The 20,154-nt window shown below is 38.6% G+C and carries 19 protein-coding genes; 7 read left to right on the top strand and 12 right to left on the bottom strand.

From position 1 onward, the window contains the following. Positions 1-7: 7 nt before the first annotated feature. Positions 8-709, bottom strand: coding sequence for a ferritin-like domain-containing protein (locus BM207_RS04040; protein ID WP_090992293.1), 702 nt, complete (start codon positions 707-709; stop codon positions 8-10). Positions 710-891: 182 nt separating this feature from the next. Between BM207_RS04040 and BM207_RS04035 the strand changes: the two genes are divergently transcribed. From BM207_RS04035 to BM207_RS04020, 4 genes are all read left to right on the top strand, one after another. Further along, the gene (locus BM207_RS04035; protein ID WP_090992292.1) at positions 892-1,662 is read left to right on the top strand and encodes a LytR/AlgR family response regulator transcription factor; all 771 of its coding nucleotides are present in this window, start codon (positions 892-894) and stop codon (positions 1,660-1,662) included. Next, complete coding sequence (locus BM207_RS04030) at positions 1,652-4,591, top strand: ligand-binding sensor domain-containing protein (protein WP_177217048.1); 2,940 nt, start codon at positions 1,652-1,654, stop codon at positions 4,589-4,591. The genes BM207_RS04035 and BM207_RS04030 overlap by 11 nt, the downstream gene beginning before the upstream one ends. 480 nt (positions 4,592-5,071) lie before the next feature. Next, a complete protein-coding gene (locus tag BM207_RS04025; RefSeq protein WP_090992290.1) occupies positions 5,072-5,272 on the top strand; it encodes a hypothetical protein in 201 nt (66 codons plus the stop codon). Positions 5,273-5,341: 69 nt separating this feature from the next. Further along, a complete protein-coding gene (locus BM207_RS04020; protein ID WP_090992289.1) occupies positions 5,342-6,460 on the top strand; it encodes an N-acetyltransferase in 1,119 nt (372 codons plus the stop codon). On the opposite strand, the gene BM207_RS04015 is transcribed toward BM207_RS04020, so the two are convergent. The 6 genes from BM207_RS04015 to BM207_RS03990 form a co-directional block, all read right to left on the bottom strand. Further along, positions 6,457-6,801, bottom strand: a complete 345-nt coding sequence (locus BM207_RS04015) for a helix-turn-helix domain-containing protein (protein WP_090992288.1) — start codon at positions 6,799-6,801, stop codon at positions 6,457-6,459. The two genes, BM207_RS04020 and BM207_RS04015, sit on opposite strands and share 4 nt — an antisense overlap. Positions 6,802-6,828: 27 nt before the next feature. Next, positions 6,829-8,178: a UDP-N-acetylmuramate--L-alanine ligase gene (locus BM207_RS04010; protein WP_090992287.1), complete on the bottom strand. Its 1,350-nt coding sequence runs from the start codon at positions 8,176-8,178 to the stop codon at positions 6,829-6,831. 6 nt (positions 8,179-8,184) lie between these two features. Continuing rightward, complete coding sequence (gene prmA, locus BM207_RS04005) at positions 8,185-9,024, bottom strand: 50S ribosomal protein L11 methyltransferase (protein ID WP_090992286.1); 840 nt, start codon at positions 9,022-9,024, stop codon at positions 8,185-8,187. Then, positions 9,024-9,785: a triose-phosphate isomerase gene (gene tpiA / locus BM207_RS04000; RefSeq protein WP_090992285.1), complete on the bottom strand. Its 762-nt coding sequence runs from the start codon at positions 9,783-9,785 to the stop codon at positions 9,024-9,026. The genes prmA and tpiA overlap by 1 nt, the downstream gene beginning before the upstream one ends. 169 nt (positions 9,786-9,954) lie before the next feature. Further along, positions 9,955-11,127, bottom strand: coding sequence for a putative sugar nucleotidyl transferase (locus tag BM207_RS03995; protein ID WP_090992284.1), 1,173 nt, complete (start codon positions 11,125-11,127; stop codon positions 9,955-9,957). 70 nt (positions 11,128-11,197) lie between these two features. After that, positions 11,198-11,446: a type B 50S ribosomal protein L31 gene (locus BM207_RS03990; RefSeq protein ID WP_055133715.1), complete on the bottom strand. Its 249-nt coding sequence runs from the start codon at positions 11,444-11,446 to the stop codon at positions 11,198-11,200. Between the two features lie 188 nt (positions 11,447-11,634). On the opposite strand from BM207_RS03990, the gene BM207_RS03985 reads away from it, so the two are divergent. The 3 genes from BM207_RS03985 to BM207_RS03975 all read left to right on the top strand — a co-directional run bounded on the left by BM207_RS03985 (position 11,635) and on the right by BM207_RS03975 (position 16,063). Beyond that, positions 11,635-13,248, top strand: coding sequence for an amidase (locus BM207_RS03985; protein ID WP_090992283.1), 1,614 nt, complete (start codon positions 11,635-11,637; stop codon positions 13,246-13,248). 321 nt (positions 13,249-13,569) lie between these two features. After that, positions 13,570-14,439, top strand: coding sequence for a hypothetical protein (locus tag BM207_RS03980; RefSeq protein WP_090992282.1), 870 nt, complete (start codon positions 13,570-13,572; stop codon positions 14,437-14,439). After that, positions 14,432-16,063: an ABC-F family ATP-binding cassette domain-containing protein gene (locus BM207_RS03975; protein WP_090992281.1), complete on the top strand. Its 1,632-nt coding sequence runs from the start codon at positions 14,432-14,434 to the stop codon at positions 16,061-16,063. The genes BM207_RS03980 and BM207_RS03975 overlap by 8 nt, the downstream gene beginning before the upstream one ends. Before the next feature lie 189 nt (positions 16,064-16,252). Here the strand turns inward: BM207_RS03975 and BM207_RS03970 are convergent, their stop codons facing one another. The 5 genes from BM207_RS03970 to mce all read right to left on the bottom strand — a co-directional run bounded on the left by BM207_RS03970 (position 16,253) and on the right by mce (position 20,088). Continuing rightward, complete coding sequence (locus BM207_RS03970; RefSeq protein ID WP_090992280.1) at positions 16,253-16,882, bottom strand: hypothetical protein; 630 nt, start codon at positions 16,880-16,882, stop codon at positions 16,253-16,255. A gap of 19 nt (positions 16,883-16,901) precedes the next feature. Then, entirely contained in the window at positions 16,902-18,779 is a 1,878-nt protein-coding gene (locus BM207_RS03965; protein ID WP_090992279.1) for a gamma-glutamyltransferase family protein, read from the bottom strand. Positions 18,780-19,087: 308 nt separating this feature from the next. Next, entirely contained in the window at positions 19,088-19,369 is a 282-nt protein-coding gene (locus BM207_RS03960; protein ID WP_090992278.1) for a hypothetical protein, read from the bottom strand. Between the two features lie 19 nt (positions 19,370-19,388). Then, complete coding sequence (locus BM207_RS03955) at positions 19,389-19,631, bottom strand: hypothetical protein (RefSeq protein WP_090992277.1); 243 nt, start codon at positions 19,629-19,631, stop codon at positions 19,389-19,391. Between the two features lie 49 nt (positions 19,632-19,680). Then, a complete protein-coding gene (gene mce, locus BM207_RS03950) occupies positions 19,681-20,088 on the bottom strand; it encodes a methylmalonyl-CoA epimerase (protein WP_090992276.1) in 408 nt (135 codons plus the stop codon). Positions 20,089-20,154 lie beyond the last annotated feature (66 nt).

Raw genomic sequence — 20,154 nt, 5'->3', positions numbered from 1 at the left:
TTTAAGATTAAAGATTAATAACATTGATTTTGGTTTTGATGTACTTCGAGGCTGCACCAAGTACTACATCTGGCGTAAAAGCTTTGTCTAAGCCGTTCGCATCCACCACTTCGGCATTGGCAAAACTTCCGTTGGAAATCAGATCACGCACATAGGCAGCATGTCGAGCCTCAACAGAAACTATTTGCCCTGCGATAACAATATATGCATCGGTTTTTAAGCGCACTCCTGCACCATTATAAGCTGCAACCCCCAAATCTTCAAAAGCTTTTGCCGCCGCCAACACACTTGCACGGTCCGAAAAATTAATGCTCGAAAAATCTACTTCCAACCCACCGATTGCTGCCGTTCCCAAAGCATTCTTAAAGAATTCTCGGTGAGCAACCTCATGATACTGTATATCATTAAAATAATTACGTTCAGCAGTACTGAAACCTGAAGGAGGTGCCGATGCCACTTTGATGTAAAATGCAGCTTCCAACTGTTCCAACGCATAGGCATAATTTAGTACACCGAAATCATCTTTGAAGTCTAGTGTTACCCCTGTAGGTACAACAACTCTATCCTTTTTACAACCCGCGGCAGTTAATGCAACAATTGCCGCACCAGCACCTGCATATTGCAAGAATGATCGGCGTTCTAATTTGGCCTCCAAAATACTACCTTCTACAGACAGCATGTTTTGGTTTCTCTCATTTAAATTTTCCATAGTCAATTTTTTATAAAAGTTTTATTAAGATTATATAATTAGGTTTGCTTTTAATTACGAGAAGAAATTGCATTCGGTTTTTATATTGGTAAATATTTTTTTATATACCCCTCTTTTTAAATCAAGAAATATTTTCTAATCGCCATTTTTTTAGATAAATTCAACTTTATAAACTCAAAACTGTGCTAAACGCAATTATTGTTGATGATGAAGAATTCGCTAGGTCTTCTCTCTATTTTCTGCTTCAAGAAAATTGTGAGGAAGTTCACGTCGCGGGTATTGCTAAATCGGTAAATGAAGCCAGAGCGCTTCTCAATCAGCACCCAATAGACCTGATCTTTCTAGATATTGCCATGCCTGGCGAAAACGGCTTCGAACTTATACCGCAGGCTGAAATTGCCAATGCTACCGTAATTTTCACAACTGCCTATGATCAATATGCATTAAAGGCTATAAAGGCGAATGCGCTTGATTATCTATTAAAACCTATTGATATAGATGAATTAACGGCTGCCGTAGAAAAAGCTGCCAAATATGTAAAAAATGAGCACAATCGGAATGAAAGCCTCAAAAACTTAGCAAATGACTTGACGAACAAATCGTCTATTAAAAAGATTACCATACCAAACGGACAAGGATATCGTTTGGTAGATATCGACGATATCATACATATTGAGGCAGATAGCAATTATTCAGTATTTAACTTAGTCACATCCGAAAAAATAGCTGTTTCCAAGGTATTAAAGGATTATGAAGAAATATTGCCGGAAAATAGATTTGTCCGCATCCATAAATCTACCATCGTTAATTTAGCTTATATCAAAGAATATAACTCCAAAAACGGCTTACAAGTCATACTCAAAAATGGAGAAAGCATTACCGTTTCAAGGCGGCGAGCGAGCGATTTTTTTGAAAAGATCAAAGCATTTACCAATTTGCAAAATGAAGGTTAATGTTTTAAGATATGTGATTTTCACGCTAATTGCCCTATGTTTTCAGGCAAGAACAAATTACGCACAAACTCTCTATTTACCCCATTATACAACAAAGGAAGGTTTACCTAGTAACAACTGCTATTTTACACTCCAAGATCAAAAGGGTTACATATGGATTGCGACGGACGCAGGAGTAAGTCGCTTTGATGGTTCAAATTTTGAAAACTTTTCGGTAGATGATGGGCTACCCGACAATCAAATTCTTCAGTTGAAAGAAGACAGCAGGGGTAGAATTTGGTTCTTAGCATTAAATGGTCAGCTTAGCTATTTCTACAACGGAAAAATTTATAATACAGAAAACGAACCTAAACTTAAATTCCTAAACCTAAATGCTGTTGTCGTCTCTTTTTTTGAAGATAGCAGGGGAAGAATTTGGTTTGGCACCAACAAAAACATTATTGCCTGTTGGAATGAAAAGTCCGTGTTGAAATATGTTTCTCCTAATCCTCAAAAACAGTTTATCAATGCTTTTATTCATGAAGATAGCAAAAGCAACATCTGGGCCTACAGTACGCAAGGATTGCATGTATTTATTGAAAGAGATTTCGTGCTAATCAACGATACAGTTTTACCATTATCTTATAAAACCAGCCTTAATCTTAAAAATAAAAGCATGTACTTTTTGGATAAGGGAGGCTTAAACTTAAAAACCGGCTTCACGGTTAAAAAAATCCTGAACATCAGTAGCGATCTGTTAACCAATAGCCCTGGTTATATTTATACGAACGAAAAGGAATTATGGCTCAGTAATAATAGTGGAGTTTATATACTTGGCTTTGATGGCTCAAGCAATCATATTTTAAAAGAAATTGATGTTAATCAGGTCATTAAAGATCGAAATGGAAATATGTGGTTTACCACCAAAAATGGTATTTACCGGCTTCCCGACCGTAAAGAACGATTGTACATTCTAAATACACAAGACGGCTTATCAAATAATATTGTTAAAAGCGTTACGAAAGATCGCAAAAACAGGCTCTGGCTAGGTTTAAATAATGCCAAAATAGACTTAGTAGATGTAAACACAAAAGACGTTAAACATCTTAGTATTCCCGATAAGAAGCGGTATAATAATATCAAACAATTTAAGCTAGACACTTCCCGAAACACGATGTATTTCGCCTCAGATTATGGCTTGGGGAAAATTGAAAATATCTACAACTTTAAACCCAGCATCAGCTATCTGAAAGAAACGAACAACTCTGTATTTGTAGTCAAGAATTTCACTTTAGATCAGCATAAAAAACTTGCCTTGGCATTGTCATCCGGCGTAGTGATCATTAACAACCGCTTAGATAAATTTGAATTTAATGCGTTAAATTATAAAGAAAACCAAGATTACTTCAAGGAGCGAGCCTATAGCGTCTATTTTGATCAACAACAAAACCTATGGTTCGCAAATTTAAATGGAGTCTCGCAATTCGGAAACGGCATTATCAAGAAACATTATGTCCAAAATTCGATGTTATCTAAACGAATTAATGACATAAAGGAGTTACCTAATAAAGTATTTGCCATGGCTACTGATGGCTATGGAATTTTATTGATGGCAAATCAAAAAATTATTAAACACATAACCCAAAAGGATGGGCTTAATAACAACATCATCAATAGGCTATTTGTAAAAGGCGATTATTTGTGGGCCATAAGCAATAATGGCGTAAACCGAATATTATTTAAGCACAATAAAATTAGCATGAACTCATTCGATTATGCAAATGACCTCTTATCAGATGACCTGAACGACCTCTACATTGATGATTATACGGCCTATTTTGCAACCAATAACGGATTAGTTTATTTTAACCACAACTTAACTTCGCAATTAAAAAGTGTACCCGAAATATACATCTCCTCGATCACTCACAACAAAGTACCCCTGGATTTAAGCTCAACTAATTTTGTTTTCGAACCAGATGACCATAACATCGTTTTCAATTATAGTGCGGTAGACTTTAAAACCCAACAACTAACTTACCGCTACCGGTTAAAAAGCGATGCCAAGTGGACGGAAACCAAAAACAGGAGATTGGAACTTTCCTCATTAGAACCCGATACCTATGTTTTTGAAGTAAGTGCAAAAAGCCAGGACAATCAATGGAGCGAGCCCGCGATCATTACTTTTAAACTCGAAAAACATTTTTGGCAAACTTGGTGGTTTATCGCTATTTTGCTTGCTATAGGTGCATCTTTACTGTATATCATTACCGTAAATATGACTAAGCGGCAAAAGAATAAAGAACAAGAACAACTTTTGTTAAAGAATAAAACCCTTATGCTCGAGCAAAGGGCATTGCAGGCAATGATGAACCCTCATTTCGTATTCAATGTAATGAACTCCATCCAGCATTTTATCAATACCAGCAACACTTCATCGGCAAACCGTGTGCTAACTGGATTTGCCAAGCTTATTCGAAAAAATCTGGAGATTTGTACAAAAAGCTATATCAATTTAGAAGAAGAGATAGAATATCTCAATCTCTACTTGAGCCTCGAGAAAAATAGATTTGGAGATAAATTCAAATATAAAATAGCTATTGACCCACAGATTGACAAAGAAGAATCGTTCATACCCTCAATGCTATTACAGCCTTACATCGAAAATGCTATCTGGCATGGCATTATGCCAAAAGAAGAGGGAGGAGAAGTAGACATTCATATCGACTTAAAAGAGGAAGGTTATTTACAGATCAGCATTATTGACGATGGGATAGGCATCGACAACTCCATGTTCCAAAAAAAATCGGGACATCAGAGTAAAGGAATGGATTTAACCCAGGAAAGAATCAATTTACTAAACAAAATTGAAGCAAAACCTATACAGTTATCTATAAAACAGAACGGTCAAAGCGGTACAATCATCACCATTACTGTCCCATTAACCTAAATATTACCGTTTACTCAATTATCATTACCACTCACTCATTTTACTAGATAGGTAGTGATAATAGCACTAAACTTGTATTAAGATATTAAACAAACGTTAAATGTTTTGTTTTAACGCGTTCTTATAGGATTGACTAAGATATTTTTTAACCTAACCTAAAACTATATCTCAATTCAGGTTTCATTTGTGTGTTAAAAGCGTCCCAATAACAATTAGGACGCTTTTTTTTTGCCCCGGACCGCGCAATGTCCTTTCTACGCCCTTTTATATAAGTCTTTATGAATGGAAAGCATATCGAAAATGCTAAACCCTTGCGTTTCAGTCCAAGAAAAATTTAAAAAAAGTTTTAAGAAAAAGCTTTTTCTCTTAATTTTGAACTAGATAAATAAAATCTAAAAAAGACGTTTCTTTCTATTTAAAAAGATTTTGCGTAATTTAGATAAGCAGTAGAACTTTCGTACAATTAATATTTTTTGTGTTATGAAAACGCCAAAAAAACCAAGCCAGAAAACGCCAATTAACAAACCCCTGTCCAAAAAGGAGTCAGATGAAGAAGATGATGATGACATTCAAGATAATGAAGTCTTGGCGGAAGAAGAAGATGATTTCGATATACCGCTAGATGACCTTGATACTTTTGAAAGTTTTGATGACGAGGATGACGACGACGATAGGTACTAAATATTCCCAAAAATTTTATATCATAAAAGCATCCTTCTAGGGTGCTTTTTATTTTAATATCTCCGAAAAATGCAAATTGAAGTCGTTGAAGATAAAACAACAAAGAAAGCTTTTTTAAATGTTGTTCAAGAAATTTATGCAGCAGACCCTCATTTTATCCGTCCTTTAGATCAAGATATCGAAAAAGTATTCGATCCAGCTAAAAACCCTTTCTTTAACCATGGAAAATGCATTCGGTGGATATTGAAAGATAGTGCAGGAAAAGTTATTGGCAGAATTGCAGCTTTTATTAACGACAAAAAAGCGCATATCTATGAGCGGCCGACCGGAGGGATCGGTTTCTTTGAATGCATTAATGATCAAGATGCAGCTTTCCTCCTATTTGATACCGCTAAAAATTGGTTAGCCTCGAATGGAATGGAGGTAATGGAGGGTCCGATTAATTTTGGTGAGAACGATTCCTTTTGGGGACTATTGGTTGAGGGCTTTACCGCACCCTCTTACGGGATGAACTACCATCAACCATATTATCATCATTTTTTTACAGCCTACGGCTTTGAAACGGCTTATGAACAATTAACTAACCACATCAACCTGACCATCCCATTCCCTGCGCGCTTTACAAAAATTGCCAACTGGGTGGCGGCAAAACCAGATTATTCTTTTGAACATTTTTCTAAAAAAAATGCAGAGAAGTACATCAACGATCTGATGGAGATCTATAATGACGGTTGGAAGGATTTTGAAAACTTTGTTCCAATTAAGAAGGAAACACTTCGGGAAAGCTTTAAGCAAATGGAAGTGATCATGGATGAAAACCTGATTTGGTTTGCTTACGCGAATGGAGAACCTGTGTCGTTCGTTGTCATTATACCAGATGCCAACCAAATGATAAAGGGACTTAATGGCAAACTTGGGCTTATGGAGAAGCTAAAGTTTGCCTATAAACGATGGATTGGTGTTACCCGGATGCGTGCTATTGTGATGGGTACAAAAAGCAAATATCAAAAGCATGGCCTCGAGTCAGCCCTCATCATCAAACTCGGTGAATATGTACTTCCAAAAAATCAATACACAGAATTAGAATTATCTTGGGTAGGCGATTTTAACGATAAAATGTTGTCTTTTCATGAAGCCACAGGAGCCACATTCGGGAAACGCCATTTAACGATGAGAAAAACTATTTAGCCTGCAGCTTTGTCTTTGTTTCTCAGTTCTTCGTAAAGTTCAATTACTTTCTTTTGTAAGCTAATAATTTCTTCCTCCTTAAATGCGATTTTCTCCCGTAGCATGCTAATTTCTGCGGCATTTTCAGATTGATGATGCTCGCCTTCTTTAGAAATCAGATCAATGGTAGAAACTTCGAACAAAGTAGCTATCTGATCCAACCTGGAGATATTAACATCTGTAATACCTGTTTCAATTTTTGAAAACGCGGGTATTGATATTGCCAATCTCTTAGCCACTTCACCTTGGCTCCATCCATTTTTTTGACGGAGTGTTCTAATGTTTTTTCCAATTAAGCTCATACAGTTTCGGTTATAGTTTATTTGTTTTTAGCTATTCAACTCATATGCCAACTTTATCAAATCCATTCCGTCAAAATTCCCGGAACTCATCAGTAGTAAATTCGTCCCTCTGAAATCTAAGTTTCTGAGATAAGTTTCCAGTGCATTAGAGTCATCAAAAAATACCAGATCCGGATCGTTAAAAGCCTCTACAATATCATCCTTTGTTAAGGGCTCCATTTTCTTATGCCGAAACGTTTTTTCATCAATATAAATAATGCGTACATCAGCCTTATCCATGGTGTTTTTATACTGATCCAAAAATTTCGAATTCAAACTACTAAAAGTATGAAGTTCAATGCAGGCCACTAGCTTTCTATCTTTAAATTGCGCCTTTACAGCATCAACGCTGGCCTTCAACTTTGAGGGAGAGTGCGCAAAATCCTTGTATATATTCGTATCGTTCACACTATTTAACAGTTCTAAACGCTTTGAAGCTCCAGTAAAACTAGCGATCGCATCCCTAAATTCTTCCTCACTTATTCCTAACTCCGAACAGACTAAACGTGCCGCATTTAGGTTCAATAAGTTATGGTTTCCAAAAATTTCTAAGGGAGTGTTCGGCAACAAAATGGTCTCTCCATCCACTATTTTATTTGGAGGAATAAGGTAGGGTATTTTTTCAATATTTGCCTTCGTATTTAAAACAATTTGCTTCAAATTTTCGTCGCTCTCACAATAAATCAATTTTCCATTGGGGAAAATTGTGTAAATAAACTTATCGAACTGTGAAATATATTCCCCAAAAGTGGGAAATACGTTGATATGATCCCAGGCAATTCCACTAATTACTGCAATATTTGCCCTGTACAAATGAAATTTTGGTCTCCTATCTATCGGTGATGCCAAATATTCATCTCCTTCAATGATAATTATTGGCGCACTTTCGGTAACCTTAACCATGGTTTCGAAACCCGCTAACTGCGCACCCACTAAATAATCGAAATCTTTATGATGATAATTAAGTACGTGCAAAATCATAGAGGTAATCGTAGTTTTACCATGACTACCGCCAATCACTACCCTTAACTTTTCTTTGGATTGCTCGTAAATATATTCAGGATAAGAGTAAATCCGCAAACCCATTTCCTGGGCTTTCAATAATTCTGGGTTATCTATACGCGCATGCATGCCTAAAATTACCGCATCCAAATCTGGCTTTATATTTCCAATGTTCCAGCCTTCTTGTGCAGGCAATAGCCCATATTTAGCCAAACGGCTACTCGAAGGCTCAAAAATCACATCGTCAGATCCCGAAACTTCATAACCTTTTTGGTGTAAGGCTATCGCCAGGTTATGCATTGCACTCCCACCTATTGCAATAAAATGTACTTTCATATTCAGTTAGCCCTTAACAAATTTAGCCGCTACCCAATCGCCGATCCTTTTATGATCAACATAGGCAAGCTTAAATTGTTCGCAGTGTGCAGTAATTATTCCTAAATCAGGAGTTTCATAGAAACCACTAAAAAATATATTTCCCCCATCTTTTAAGACGTTTGCATAATGTGCTATCTGATCCAGCAAAATATTCCGATTGATATTAGCTAAAATCAGGTCGAAATCTAACGCAGGAATTGCTTCTTTACCCCCACAGAGGGAAGTCAAATTAGTGATATTGTTCAGCGCAGCATTCTCCATCGCACTTTCATAACAAACGTCATCATTATCGATCGCGAATAACTCCATTGCACCTCTTTTTGATGCTAAAATAGCTAAGATTCCTGTCCCTGCGCCCATATCCAAAACCACTTTGTCTGTCATATCTGTTTCCAGGATATATTCCATCATCATGGTAGTGGTTTGATGGTGGCCAGTGCCAAAAGCCATTTTTGGATCGATCACAATCTCATAAGGATATTCCGGTTGTGCTTCATGAAAAGTTGCCCTTACATAACATTTATCTGCGATAATAAGGGGCGTAAAATTCTTTTCCCACTCTTCATTCCAATTCTCCGGTTCAATATCCTGTACACTATACCTATATTGTAGCTCATCACCAAAACTCATTAAAACTTCATTCAACGAAGTCTCGTTAAATTGAGTAGCTACCACAAAGGCATCAAACCCTGTATCCGTATCTTCAAAGGTATCGAATCCAACAGTTGCCAATTCGGCAATGAGTAAATCCTTCTGGTATTCTTCAATCCCACTAAAGCTAAATGCTACTTTCTTATATTCCATTATGAATTTAATGCCTTTATAATTTCTGTAAAGTCGCGCGATTTAAGCGATGCGCCACCAATTAATCCGCCATCAATATCATTTTGTGCGAATAACTCCGAAGCATTTTTAGGATTACAACTACCACCATATAAAATAGTGGTATCGTCAGCCAATTGCCAACCGTATTTTGCTTCAATTTCCGAGCGTATAAAGGCATGAATATCCTGTGCTTGCTCGGGAGTTGCAGTTAAACCAGTGCCAATTGCCCATACTGGCTCATATGCTAACACAACCTTGGCAAAATCTTCGGCATTCAATAAAAATATACCGTTTTCTAACTGCGACTTCAATACTTGATAATAACTTCCATTATTGCGCTCATCTAACGTTTCACCGATACAGAAGATTGGCGTTAAATTGTTTTTTAAAGCAATAGCAGTCTTTTCAGCTAATAGCACATCGCTTTCTGCAAAATATTGTCTGCGCTCTGAGTGCCCTACAATTACATATTCGCAACCCGTTGATTTAATCATTTTAGCAGATATCTCACCGGTATAAGCACCGCTCTCGTTTTGGTGGCAATTCTGCGCACCAATTTTCACTATACCAGACGACAATTGTGCCAGGCTATTCAAATGGATATATGGAGCACAAATTACAGCAATCTGATCGCCCTTTTTCTCATCTCTAACCATGTTTACAATCTCAGAAAAGGTAGAAATTCCTTCACTGTAGTCCATGTTCATTTTCCAGTTCCCTGCAACTATTTTTTTTCTCATATAATAGGATTATTAAGTATTGTTTAGGATTATTAAATTTTATTATTTTATCGTCATTGCGAGGTACGAAGCAATCTTAAAAGAGATTGCTTCGTACCTCGCAATGACGTATTGTGCCTCGCTGATGTATGTACCTCATTGACGTATCGTGCCTCGCAATGACGCCCACTTAAAACCTTCTGTACCTCTTGGTTTCCTCAAAAACATGTGCCAAGATCGCTTTCTCCACCTCATCCAACACCATCGCCCTTCGTTCGAAAACCTTTTCTGCAGTTTCAAGCATTTTAGTGAGTGCGTAAACTTCAAAGCCATGCGCACCTCCCCAAGCAAAGTCTGGTATAAAATTACGTGGAAAACCTGCTCCAAAAATATTCGCACTTACCCCCGCCACTGTGCCGGTATTAAACATCATATTAATGGCGCATTTAGCATGATCGGCCATAATTAAACCACAGAACTGTAATCCCGTTTTACGGAAACTCTCCTTTTCGTAATCCCACAGCCTTACTTCAGCATAGTTATTTTTAAGGTTCGAATTATTGCTATCAGCACCAATATTACACCACTGCCCCAATACGGCATTCCCCAAATATCCTTCGTGGCCTTTTGATGAATAACCCCAAATTACGGCATTGTTAATTTCGCCTCCAACCCTGCTGTGCGGACCAATAGTAGTTTGCCCGTATATTTTGGCACCCATTTTTACCTGCGAATTATCGCAAAGCGCAAAAGAACCTCTAATATGGCAACCTTCCCAAACCTCCGCATTTTTACCCAGATAAATTGGTCCATGTAAGCTATTAAAGGTAGAACATTCCGCCTTTGCCCCTTCTTCTGCAAAAAATTGGTCGCCCAAAAATGTATTCGTACTACTTAAAGTAGCTGATTTTCGTCCCTTGGTAATAATCGCAAAATCTTTGACCAACTCCGCATGATTATTCTTAAAAATATCTTCAGGATACTGGATATGGGTAAAAGCAGCCAGATAGTTTATATTTTTAAATTGAGTAAGGGCATGAAGCTTATCTAAGTCAATTTTCTCAGTGCGATAGGCAATGACCATATCCTCCTTAATCAATACCTCTTCTGCATTTAGCTTGTGCACTGCGGCAATGAGTTTTTCATCCGGACAAACAGCCCCATTAATGTAAAGGCTCGCATTAATTGATGGATATTTTGTTTGCAGGTACCCTTGTGTAATAAACCCAAAATCTGCTTCCAGGTATTTCGCCCATTTCTCGGCAATCGTTAATATACCCAATCTTAAATCGGCTACCGGTCGGGTTAAGGTTAACGGTCTAAGCGATAACCAGGCTTTGTCATCAAATAAATTGATCTTCATAAGCAACAAAAATAAAAAAAGTCCCGAGCAATGCATCGGGACTTCCAAAATATTTTGTTTACGGTTAGAATTACTTCTTAGCGTAACGAGTTTTAAATTTATCGATACGACCTGCAGTATCAACTAACTTCATTTTACCTGTATAAAAAGGATGTGAAGTGTGAGAAATCTCCAATTTATATAATGGATACTCATTACCATCTTCCCATTTAATAGTTTCTTTAGTCTCAACACAAGATTTAGTTAAAAACTGATACTCGTTAGACATATCTTTAAATACTACAAATCTGTAGTTTGATGGATGCAAATCTTTTTTCATTTCTATATTTTTTTATGTTTATGAAGCCATCGTAAGCATTTTATTGCTTTTTGCAGGTGTGAACCAACGGCAGTTTCATGGTTTTTATTTATTCATCTTATTTTAGAGGATGCAAATATCGAGATTTTATTTTTTAATTGCAAGGGCAAATTAATTATTTATATTTAATTAATCATTCCATCTTTACTATGAACAGAAGAAATTTCCTCAAAAACGGCGCAGCCGCTAGCGTTTTATCAACCTTAAGTTTTTCGGCGGCAGCAATGCCCCTATCGTTGGCTACAACTGAAGCAGGTTTTGCAGACGATTTTGAATTAAACGAAATCACGGTTAGCGAATTACAAGCAAGGATGCAAAGGGGCAAATTATCTTCAAAAACACTGATTAAACTATACTTAAAAAGAATTGAAAAAATCGATAAGAACGGACCAAAGCTAAACTCCATCATAGAGCTAAATCCCGATGCCCTGGCAATCGCCGCACAAATGGATGAAGAACGTAAACAGGGAAAAATCAGCGGTCCCCTTCACGGAATTCCGGTCTTAATAAAAGACAACATCAACACAGGCGATAAAATGCAAACTACCGCTGGTTCGTTAGCGCTAGTAGGCAACATCGCATCGGCTGATGCCTTTATAATTAAAAAACTACGTGAAGCTGGCGCAGTTATCCTAGGCAAAACGAATTTAAGCGAATGGGCAAATTTCCGGTCAACACGCTCCTGTAGTGGCTGGAGTAGCCGTGGCGGACAAACCAAAAACCCTTACCTTTTAGAACGTAGTCCGAGTGGTTCCAGTTCTGGTTCCGGCGCAGCCGTATCGGCAAATTTATGCGCCATTGCTATTGGCACCGAAACCAATGGTTCTATCATTGCCCCTTCTTCTTACAGTGGTATTGTAGGTTTCAAACCCACCGTTGGCTTATGGAGCCGCAGCGGTATTATTCCAATTTCTAAAACACAAGATACCGCAGGCCCAATGTGCCGAAATGTTACCGATGCCGCCATCCTCTTAGGCGCATTAACCGGCGTTGATGAACAGGATGAAATCACTAAAACGAGCACTGGCAAAACCTATGCAGATTATACCCAGTTTTTAAACGTAGATGCTTTAAAAGGAAAGAAGATTGGAATCGAAAAATCTTTTTTAAATGGCCATGAGGGTATAGTTGGATTATATAAAGCAGCTATTGAAAAGCTGAAGGAATTGGGTGCTCAAGTAATTGAAATAGAATTATTAAAAGAGATGCGCGCTATAAATGCCAGCGTGCTACAACCCGAATTTAAAGCTGGTGTAAACGCTTATCTGGCCACAGCCAATGCTCAGGTAAAAACCTTAACTGAGGTAATTGCCTTTAACAAAGCGAACGAAAGCACTGCTATGCCCTATTTCAAGCAAGAAACTTTAGAAGCAAGTGATAAAGCAGTGGATTTAAACAGCGACACTTACAAAGAATCATTGGCAAAGGTATTGTCATCCCGGAAAATCATCAATGAGCTAATGGAGAAAAATCAATTAGATGCCATAGTAGGGACAAGCTTCGGCATTCCATCTTTAATCGATCTTTTTAATGGTGATTATAGCGGTGGCTTTTATTTTGCTTCACCGGCTGCAATGGCTGGCTTTCCTCACATTACAGTGCCAATGGGAAGGGTTTTTGAACTGCCGATTGGTCTGTCTATTATGGCTGGCGCTTACCAAGAACCCGTAGTATTAGCTTTTGCCTATGCATTTGAGCAAGCTACTAAACACAGAGCAGCACCTAAATTTTTAAAAACCAGTAATTTTTCAAGCGGGATTTAGTTTTTTATATCCTTAAATTTGTGTATATTTAATCGAGTTTCTACACGGACGTTCGGTCCCAATAATTCCTAAACTTCTTAAACTTCATTTGTTCGGCTTTCATTCGAAAAAGCTAGGTAACAACGCCTACTCTTAAAAGCATTTTAAGAACAGTGAGTCCCAGTTGAGTCCCACTTGAGTCCCAGTTCAGTCCCACTTTCTCATTAAAAACTGGGAATCATCAGGGATTTTACTTATATTCAACTGTGAAACATGGTTAACCAGTCCCATAGCAGATATTATCCTGATAGGAACAAGGTCTAAATACTTATAAACCACAATATGGCACATATTAAAGGGAAGTTTATTCATGGTAAATTGAGTGAAGCCGTTTATCGCGAGCTCAATGGTAAGCAAATTGTTCAAAGCTTACCAATTACCAATGAAAAGAAGCGTACCGAAGGTACAAAAAAAGCAGCGACTTTGTTTGGAAAAGCAAGCAAATTAGCAGCCGAAATACGAGTTGGCTTACACCATATCTCCAATCGGTTTTACGACGGACAAATGATTGCCAGACTAAGCAAGGAAGTGCTTTATTCTTTAAACGCAGCAAAAATCACAGAGACGCAGGGCTTTAACTTCAAAGAAGATAGTTTTCGTTCGTTAGTAGGTTTTGAATTTAACATAAAGTCTCCCTTAAAAAACAATTTCTTAGTAGCGCCTACCCTTAGCTTAGATGGCACCATGCTTAAGGTAACCATACCTGAAATAAACGTTCCTGTAGACCTTAAATTCCCCGAAGATCGTCTTGAGGGATGTAAGCTTTTGGTGTTAACTACGATACTCGATCTAGTTCATGGACGAACCAAAAAGACTATACCACAAATTATGGATATCCCCTATTCGTATAAGCCCAAGGTATTACCGGGCAAAACTTTCGAATTCGAGGTTACTCCTGGATGTTTATGTATTACAGCTATTTCGCTCCAATATACCAAATCGTCCTTTGCAGGAGACATAATCGTAAACAATAAATTATTTAACCCAGCGGCTATTATACATGCATTTATTCCGCCAGGGACAAGCGATAACGCAGTTGTTGAAAAATGGTCGCTACATAGTTATTTGTCTGATGGGCTTTTCCTGTGTTTATTAATCCATTTCATTCTCCTATCTTTGCCCCAAAATTTAATACCCTTCCTTTGTGATTAATGTAAATAATATCTCCGTTTCATTTGGCGGAACAACGCTGTTTAGTGACGTAACCTTTTCGATTAACGAAAATGATAAAATAGCCCTGATGGGCAAAAATGGTGCTGGCAAATCTACAATTTTAAAAATCATCGCTGGTGCAACCAAGCCCACTTCGGGTAACGTAACAGGCCCCAAAGAGGCGGTAATTGCGTACTTGCCGCAACACTTGCTTACGCAGGATAATGTAACGGTATTCGAGGAAACATCAAAAGCTTTCCAAGAAGTTAATCAAATGCAGCAAGAACTGGATGAGCTAAACGAGCAGTTAACCATCCGGACTGATTACGACAGCGACGATTATATGAAGCTGATTGAACGTGTATCTGAGTTGAGCGAGAAATTTTATTCGATTGAGGAAACCAATTACGACGCAGAAGTAGAAAAGGTATTAAAAGGATTGGGTTTTGAACGTAAAGATTTTAACCGCCAGACTTCAGAATTTTCGGGCGGATGGCGCATGCGGATTGAGCTTGCAAAAATTTTATTAAAAAAGCCCGATCTTATTTTACTGGACGAGCCTACTAACCACATGGATATTGAAAGTATTCAATGGCTGGAAGATTTCCTCATCAATTCGGCCAAGGCGGTGATGGTCATTTCGCACGACCGGGCCTTTGTAGACAATATTACCAATCGTACCATTGAGGTAACGATGGGCAGGATATACGATTATAAGGCGAAATATACGCACTACTTACAGCTTCGTGCCGACCGCCGTGTGCACCAATTAAAAGCTTACGAAGAACAGCAACGCTTTATTGCCGATAACCAAGAATTTATAGATCGATTTAGAGGCACTTACTCTAAAACCCTACAAGTTCAATCACGCGTAAAAATGTTAGAGAAACTCGAAGTTATTGAGATTGATGAAGTCGATACTTCGGCCTTGCGACTGAAGTTCCCTCCGTCTCCACGCTCAGGTAAATATCCGGTAATTGTAGAGGATTTAACGAAAAAGTATGGCGATCACGTAGTATTCGAAAAAGCAGCAATGGTTATCGAACAGGGTCAGAAAGTGGCTTTCGTAGGCAAGAATGGAGAAGGGAAGTCGACCATGATTAAAGCCATTATGAGTGAAATTGATTTTGAAGGCGGTTTAAAAGTTGGCCACAACGCCAAGATCGGCTACTTTGCTCAAAATCAAGCAGCGTTGCTCGATGAGCATTTAACCGTTTTTGAAACCATCGATCAAATCCCATTAAGTGATGGAAGTATTAAAATTAAAGACCTTTTAGGTGCTTTTATGTTTAGCGGGGATGATATCAATAAAAAGGTAAGAGTACTTTCGGGAGGTGAAAAAACCCGCTTAGCGATGATTAAACTTTTGCTAGAGCCAGTAAATTTGTTGATTCTGGATGAACCTACCAATCACCTCGACATGAAAACAAAAGACATTATTAAAGATGCCCTGCAAGATTTTGATGGTACTTTGATTCTAGTATCACATGATCGGGACTTTTTAGATGGACTAGCTGAAAAAGTGTTTGAATTTGGTAATAAGCGCGTTCGGGAACACTTCGAAGATATTAAAGGTTTCTTAGCCTATAAGAAGATGAATAGCTTGAAAGAAATCGAAAGTTAAAGGGGGCGCACAGCGTCATTGCGAGGAGTTGTGAGGCATGAAGCATAGCGTCATTGCGAGGTACGAAGCAATCTTAACTTAGGATGGATTATACCGCTTTGAGATTGCTTCGTACCTCGCAATGACGGGATATCTCGCAATGATGGGCACCTCGGAATGACAGGTAACTCGCAATAAGGCTGAACTCTCTCATTGGATCTGCTGATAATAATTGATCTCCAGGAATTTCTGATGTTTTTTTTCTCCTTCAGTCTTAACTTCCATGTTCTTAATTACACCGGCGACTTTGATCATTGTTGCTGGCAGTTTTTCTTTTCCACGATAGTGGGCAATTAGGAAAGTTTCCGATGAATGATCATCCCTGATTTCATAAATATCGTATTGATCGATAATCGGCACAGGAACAAATGTCATTGCTTTACCAGTTGAAATTGGAACCAAGATAAGTCCTTTGAACTCTGATTTAGCATCTTTAAGTCTAGGCACTCCCGTAATAATCGCATTTGCAGAAAGCACACCGTTTGCTTCGGCTTCCGATGCCATCAGTTCTTGCGCCTTATATTTGAGAAAGTCTTTTCTCAATTTATCTTCCAGCTTAGAAATGATATTAATCTGATCATGCTTCGGTAATTGAGACATCGAAAGCTCTAAGAATAACACCAATTTTTGCCTTTCATTAAACATCCCAGCTACTTTTGCCAATTCGCCAGCGGTAATTTGGCCATTTTCTGCTCTGGCAAATAAGTTATAAAATCGCCCGCCGTTGTCCAGCTGACCTAGTGCTTCGGTTATATTCTGATAAGGGATAATTTGTTTCATAATTCGCTAAGTTAAAAAACTACCAGCCTATTCCATAGTCTTCGCCATGATTACTTGATCCACCCCATAAGCTGCCATGCTTCCAATCAAAGTAAATAGCATTAATTGGTCCACTAGTCCGTTCAGCAAAACTAAGATCATAGCCCATTTTCTTAAGTTCTGCGCGAACTGTTTCTGAAGTATTACGGTTCAATAAAATCTGCCCAGGCTTAGGGGCACGATCGCTTGATTTAGTTCCACCAAGCGATAACCAGAGCTGGTTGGTATTGAAGTTAGCTGCCTCAGTAGCTTTTTGCACCGGCATACCAAATTCAGCAACATTTAAAAAGAACTGTAACAAATTTTGATCTTGTGTATCTCCACCTTGTACTGCAGCTGATAAAAATGGCTTCCCATCTTTTAAAAATAAAGAAGGCGATAAGGTTACCCGAGGTCGCTTACCCGGGGCCACCACGTTAAATGGATTTAAAGCAGAGTCGAGTACAAAGCTCTGCATCCGCTGACTCATTCCAATACCAGTATTACCGGCAATGCAGGCAGGCAACCAGCCGCCGCTAGGCGTAACCGACACTACCCAACCCTCTTTATCTGCTGCTTCTATGGAAGTTGTTCCTCTCCATAAGCGATCTTCATAATCAGCCTTTAAGGAATTATTGCCCAAATCGTGCACCGGTGCAAAATTCCTTTTGGTGCTATCCATTTCAAAACCTCTAGTTTTAAGCAGGTTGATATAAGGGTTGTTTTTATTTTCAAAAGGATAAGGGTTTCCGGGACCAACATGTGCATCGTTTTTGTCGACACGGATTAATGCAGCCCGTTGTTTCGCATAATCTTTACTCAACAAGCCTTTCATTGGTTCGGCAGGTAAAGCATATGGATCGCCATAATAGAAATCACGATCCGCAAAAGCCATGTTCATTGCTTGGTAAACGGTATGGATATATTTAGAGCTGTTATAACCCATAGCTTTTAGATCAAAATTCTCCAAAATATTTAGCGCTTGTAGCAATACGGGGCCCTGGGTCCACTGCTTCAATTTATAGGCTTCAATTCCTTTATAATTTACCATCAGCGGCTCTTCTTCAATCGGCTTCCAATTGGCCAAATCTTGCATGGTAATTAAACCTCCCTGCTCTTTACTGCCACGTACAAATTCCTGAGCAATATCTCCTTTGTAAAAACGATCGTAAGCTGCCATTAGGGCTTCTTTTCTACTTTTTCCTTTTTTTAATGCTTCCCGTTCAGCATTCACCATTTTGGCAAGGGTTTGTAAGAGATCTTTTTGTACGAAGATCTCGCCTCCTTCGGGTGCTTCACGTTTTTCGCCCAAGTGTGGAAGGAAAACTTTTTTACTATATGGCCATTGTTTAATCAGTGCTTTGCCACGCTCCATGCTATTGGCGGCTTGCGCTTCGATGGCATAACCTGCCGCCATTTGCATAGCCGGAGCCAATACTTTTTCTAAACTTAAAGTTCCATAGTGGATCAGCATATAAATGAGGCCACCAGGTGTTCCGGGTGTAGTAGCTGCGAGTGGGCCATATTCTGGCGGAAAATCATAACCTTTGCTTTTAAAAAATTCGGTAGTTGCTCCGGTTGGTGCCACACCCAGCGCATTTATTGCAATAACTTTCTTTGTTTTGGGGTTGTAAATCAAAACCTGCGTTTCACCGCCCCAACTTAATGTATCCCACATGGTACAGGTAGCGGCAAGCATCGCGCAGGCTGCATCTACTGCATTTCCTCCGCTTTGAAATGTCATTGCACCCGCAGTAGCTGCCATCGGCTTCCCTGTTATAGCCATCCAATTACTGCCGTACAGCATTGGTTTTTGGGTTTGCGCAGTAGCCGTTAAGGATAATGTGATAAGCGCAATTAGAAAGGAAAAAGATTTCATGACACTAATATAAGGAAGTATCAAGTATGTAGGAGTCGGGAGGCAATATTTTAATTAGACCCTCATCATTGCGAACGCAGTGAAGCAATCCTAACTTAGAAGGGTTACACCGCTTTTGAGATTGCTTCGTGCCTCGCAATGACGGGCGTTTGTTTTGTAACTCCTCGCAATGACGGACGTTTATTTTTCGTCATTGCGAACGTAGTGAAGCAATCTTAACTAGAAGGGTTACACCGCTTTTGAGATTGCTTCGTGCCTCGCAATGACGGGCGTTTGTTTCGTAACTCCTCGCAATGACGGGCGCTTCTTCAAGCTTGGCTATACTTTTTCCAGGTTTCAACTTTTGCTTGTTGTCGTTCAATATAGGCATCTGCGATGATCTCTGCAGTGCTTTTACCTTCGGCATGTTCGAGTAGTTCTTTAAGTTTGTATTGATCCACGTCCGCTTTGTAAAGAATTTGTAGCAATTTCTGAAAATCATCATCCACCAGATATTCGAAGGTCTTAACCAGTGCGTCCCGAAGTTGCGAATCGCTGATGCTTTCAGGGAGGTCGAAATCCTTTGAAACAATTTTAATTAAAGACGTCATGTGTTTGCTTGTTTGTTTATCATGGATTGATCGTTTCTATCTGATCTCTAGCGTCATTTCCGTTACCAGCACTTTTATGATCTTTGTTTTCTTCCCGATCAGAGTCCTGGTTTTTTGATTGTTTCTGCGTTGATTCATTGGTAGACTTTACCTCCTTCTCAGTATCAGGTGTTACTGTTTCAATGTTTAATTGAACCTCATCGTTTGGTTGGGGGTTTTGGGGCATCGATTTATTTCCTTGTTGTTGATCTTGAGCTTCCATGGCATTTAAGTTTCTTATTAAATACCTAAAACCCGGATTTTGTTTGAATTTAAACCCATTTTATTTCCTGGCAAAGCTCAATCAACACCCCACTTGTATCTTTTGGGTGCACGAAGCAAACCATTTTATTGTCTGCACCTTTTTTGGGCTGTTCGTTTAACAATACAAATCCTTCCTTCCTAAGTCTTTCCATTTCTTCTATAATATCATCTACAGCAAAAGCAATATGGTGAATACCTTCTCCTTTTTTCTCTATAAATTTAGCAATTGCACTTTCGGGCGATGTGGCTTCGAGCAATTCTACCTTATTTTCCCCAGTTTTAAAAAAAGCCGTATTTACGTGCTCAGAGGCAACCAGCTCCGTTTTATAACAGTCTGCATCCAGTAAACGCTGATAAATGTCTATTGATTTTGTCAGGTTTTTTACGGCAATACCGATATGTTCGATCTTATTCATAGTTAAAATGGTTAAGTGAATGTAAAAATGCATGTTTTAAAGCTAGTTTCATAGATACATTTTACA

Source organism: Pedobacter insulae (genome assembly GCF_900113525.1).
GTDB classification, from domain to species: Bacteria; Bacteroidota; Bacteroidia; order Sphingobacteriales; family Sphingobacteriaceae; genus Pedobacter; species Pedobacter insulae.
This window is presented reverse-complemented; position numbering and strand designations above follow the sequence as displayed.

Bases quoted from the DNA above. Each gene is read 5' to 3' on its own strand.
- BM207_RS04025 (WP_090992290.1), top strand. From the start codon at position 5,072: ATGAAAACGCCAAAAAAACCAAGCCAGAAAACGCCAATTAACAAACCC.
- BM207_RS04040 (WP_090992293.1), bottom strand. From the start codon at position 709: ATGGAAAATTTAAATGAGAGAAACCAAAACATGCTGTCTGTAGAAGGT.
- BM207_RS04020 (WP_090992289.1), top strand. From the start codon at position 5,342: ATGCAAATTGAAGTCGTTGAAGATAAAACAACAAAGAAAGCTTTTTTA.
- BM207_RS03955 (WP_090992277.1), bottom strand. From the start codon at position 19,631: ATGGAAGCTCAAGATCAACAACAAGGAAATAAATCGATGCCCCAAAAC.
- prmA (WP_090992286.1), bottom strand. From the start codon at position 9,024: ATGGAATATAAGAAAGTAGCATTTAGCTTTAGTGGGATTGAAGAATAC.
- BM207_RS04010 (WP_090992287.1), bottom strand. From the start codon at position 8,178: ATGAAAGTACATTTTATTGCAATAGGTGGGAGTGCAATGCATAACCTG.
- BM207_RS04030 (WP_177217048.1), top strand. From the start codon at position 1,652: ATGAAGGTTAATGTTTTAAGATATGTGATTTTCACGCTAATTGCCCTA.
- BM207_RS03960 (WP_090992278.1), bottom strand. From the start codon at position 19,369: ATGACGTCTTTAATTAAAATTGTTTCAAAGGATTTCGACCTCCCTGAA.
- BM207_RS03970 (WP_090992280.1), bottom strand. From the start codon at position 16,882: ATGAAACAAATTATCCCTTATCAGAATATAACCGAAGCACTAGGTCAG.
- BM207_RS03990 (WP_055133715.1), bottom strand. From the start codon at position 11,446: ATGAAAAAAGATTTGCATCCATCAAACTACAGATTTGTAGTATTTAAA.
- tpiA (WP_090992285.1), bottom strand. From the start codon at position 9,785: ATGAGAAAAAAAATAGTTGCAGGGAACTGGAAAATGAACATGGACTAC.
- BM207_RS03980 (WP_090992282.1), top strand. From the start codon at position 13,570: ATGGCACATATTAAAGGGAAGTTTATTCATGGTAAATTGAGTGAAGCC.
- BM207_RS04015 (WP_090992288.1), bottom strand. From the start codon at position 6,801: ATGAGCTTAATTGGAAAAAACATTAGAACACTCCGTCAAAAAAATGGA.
- BM207_RS03995 (WP_090992284.1), bottom strand. From the start codon at position 11,127: ATGAAGATCAATTTATTTGATGACAAAGCCTGGTTATCGCTTAGACCG.
- mce (WP_090992276.1), bottom strand. From the start codon at position 20,088: ATGAATAAGATCGAACATATCGGTATTGCCGTAAAAAACCTGACAAAA.
- BM207_RS03985 (WP_090992283.1), top strand. From the start codon at position 11,635: ATGAACAGAAGAAATTTCCTCAAAAACGGCGCAGCCGCTAGCGTTTTA.
- BM207_RS03965 (WP_090992279.1), bottom strand. From the start codon at position 18,779: ATGAAATCTTTTTCCTTTCTAATTGCGCTTATCACATTATCCTTAACG.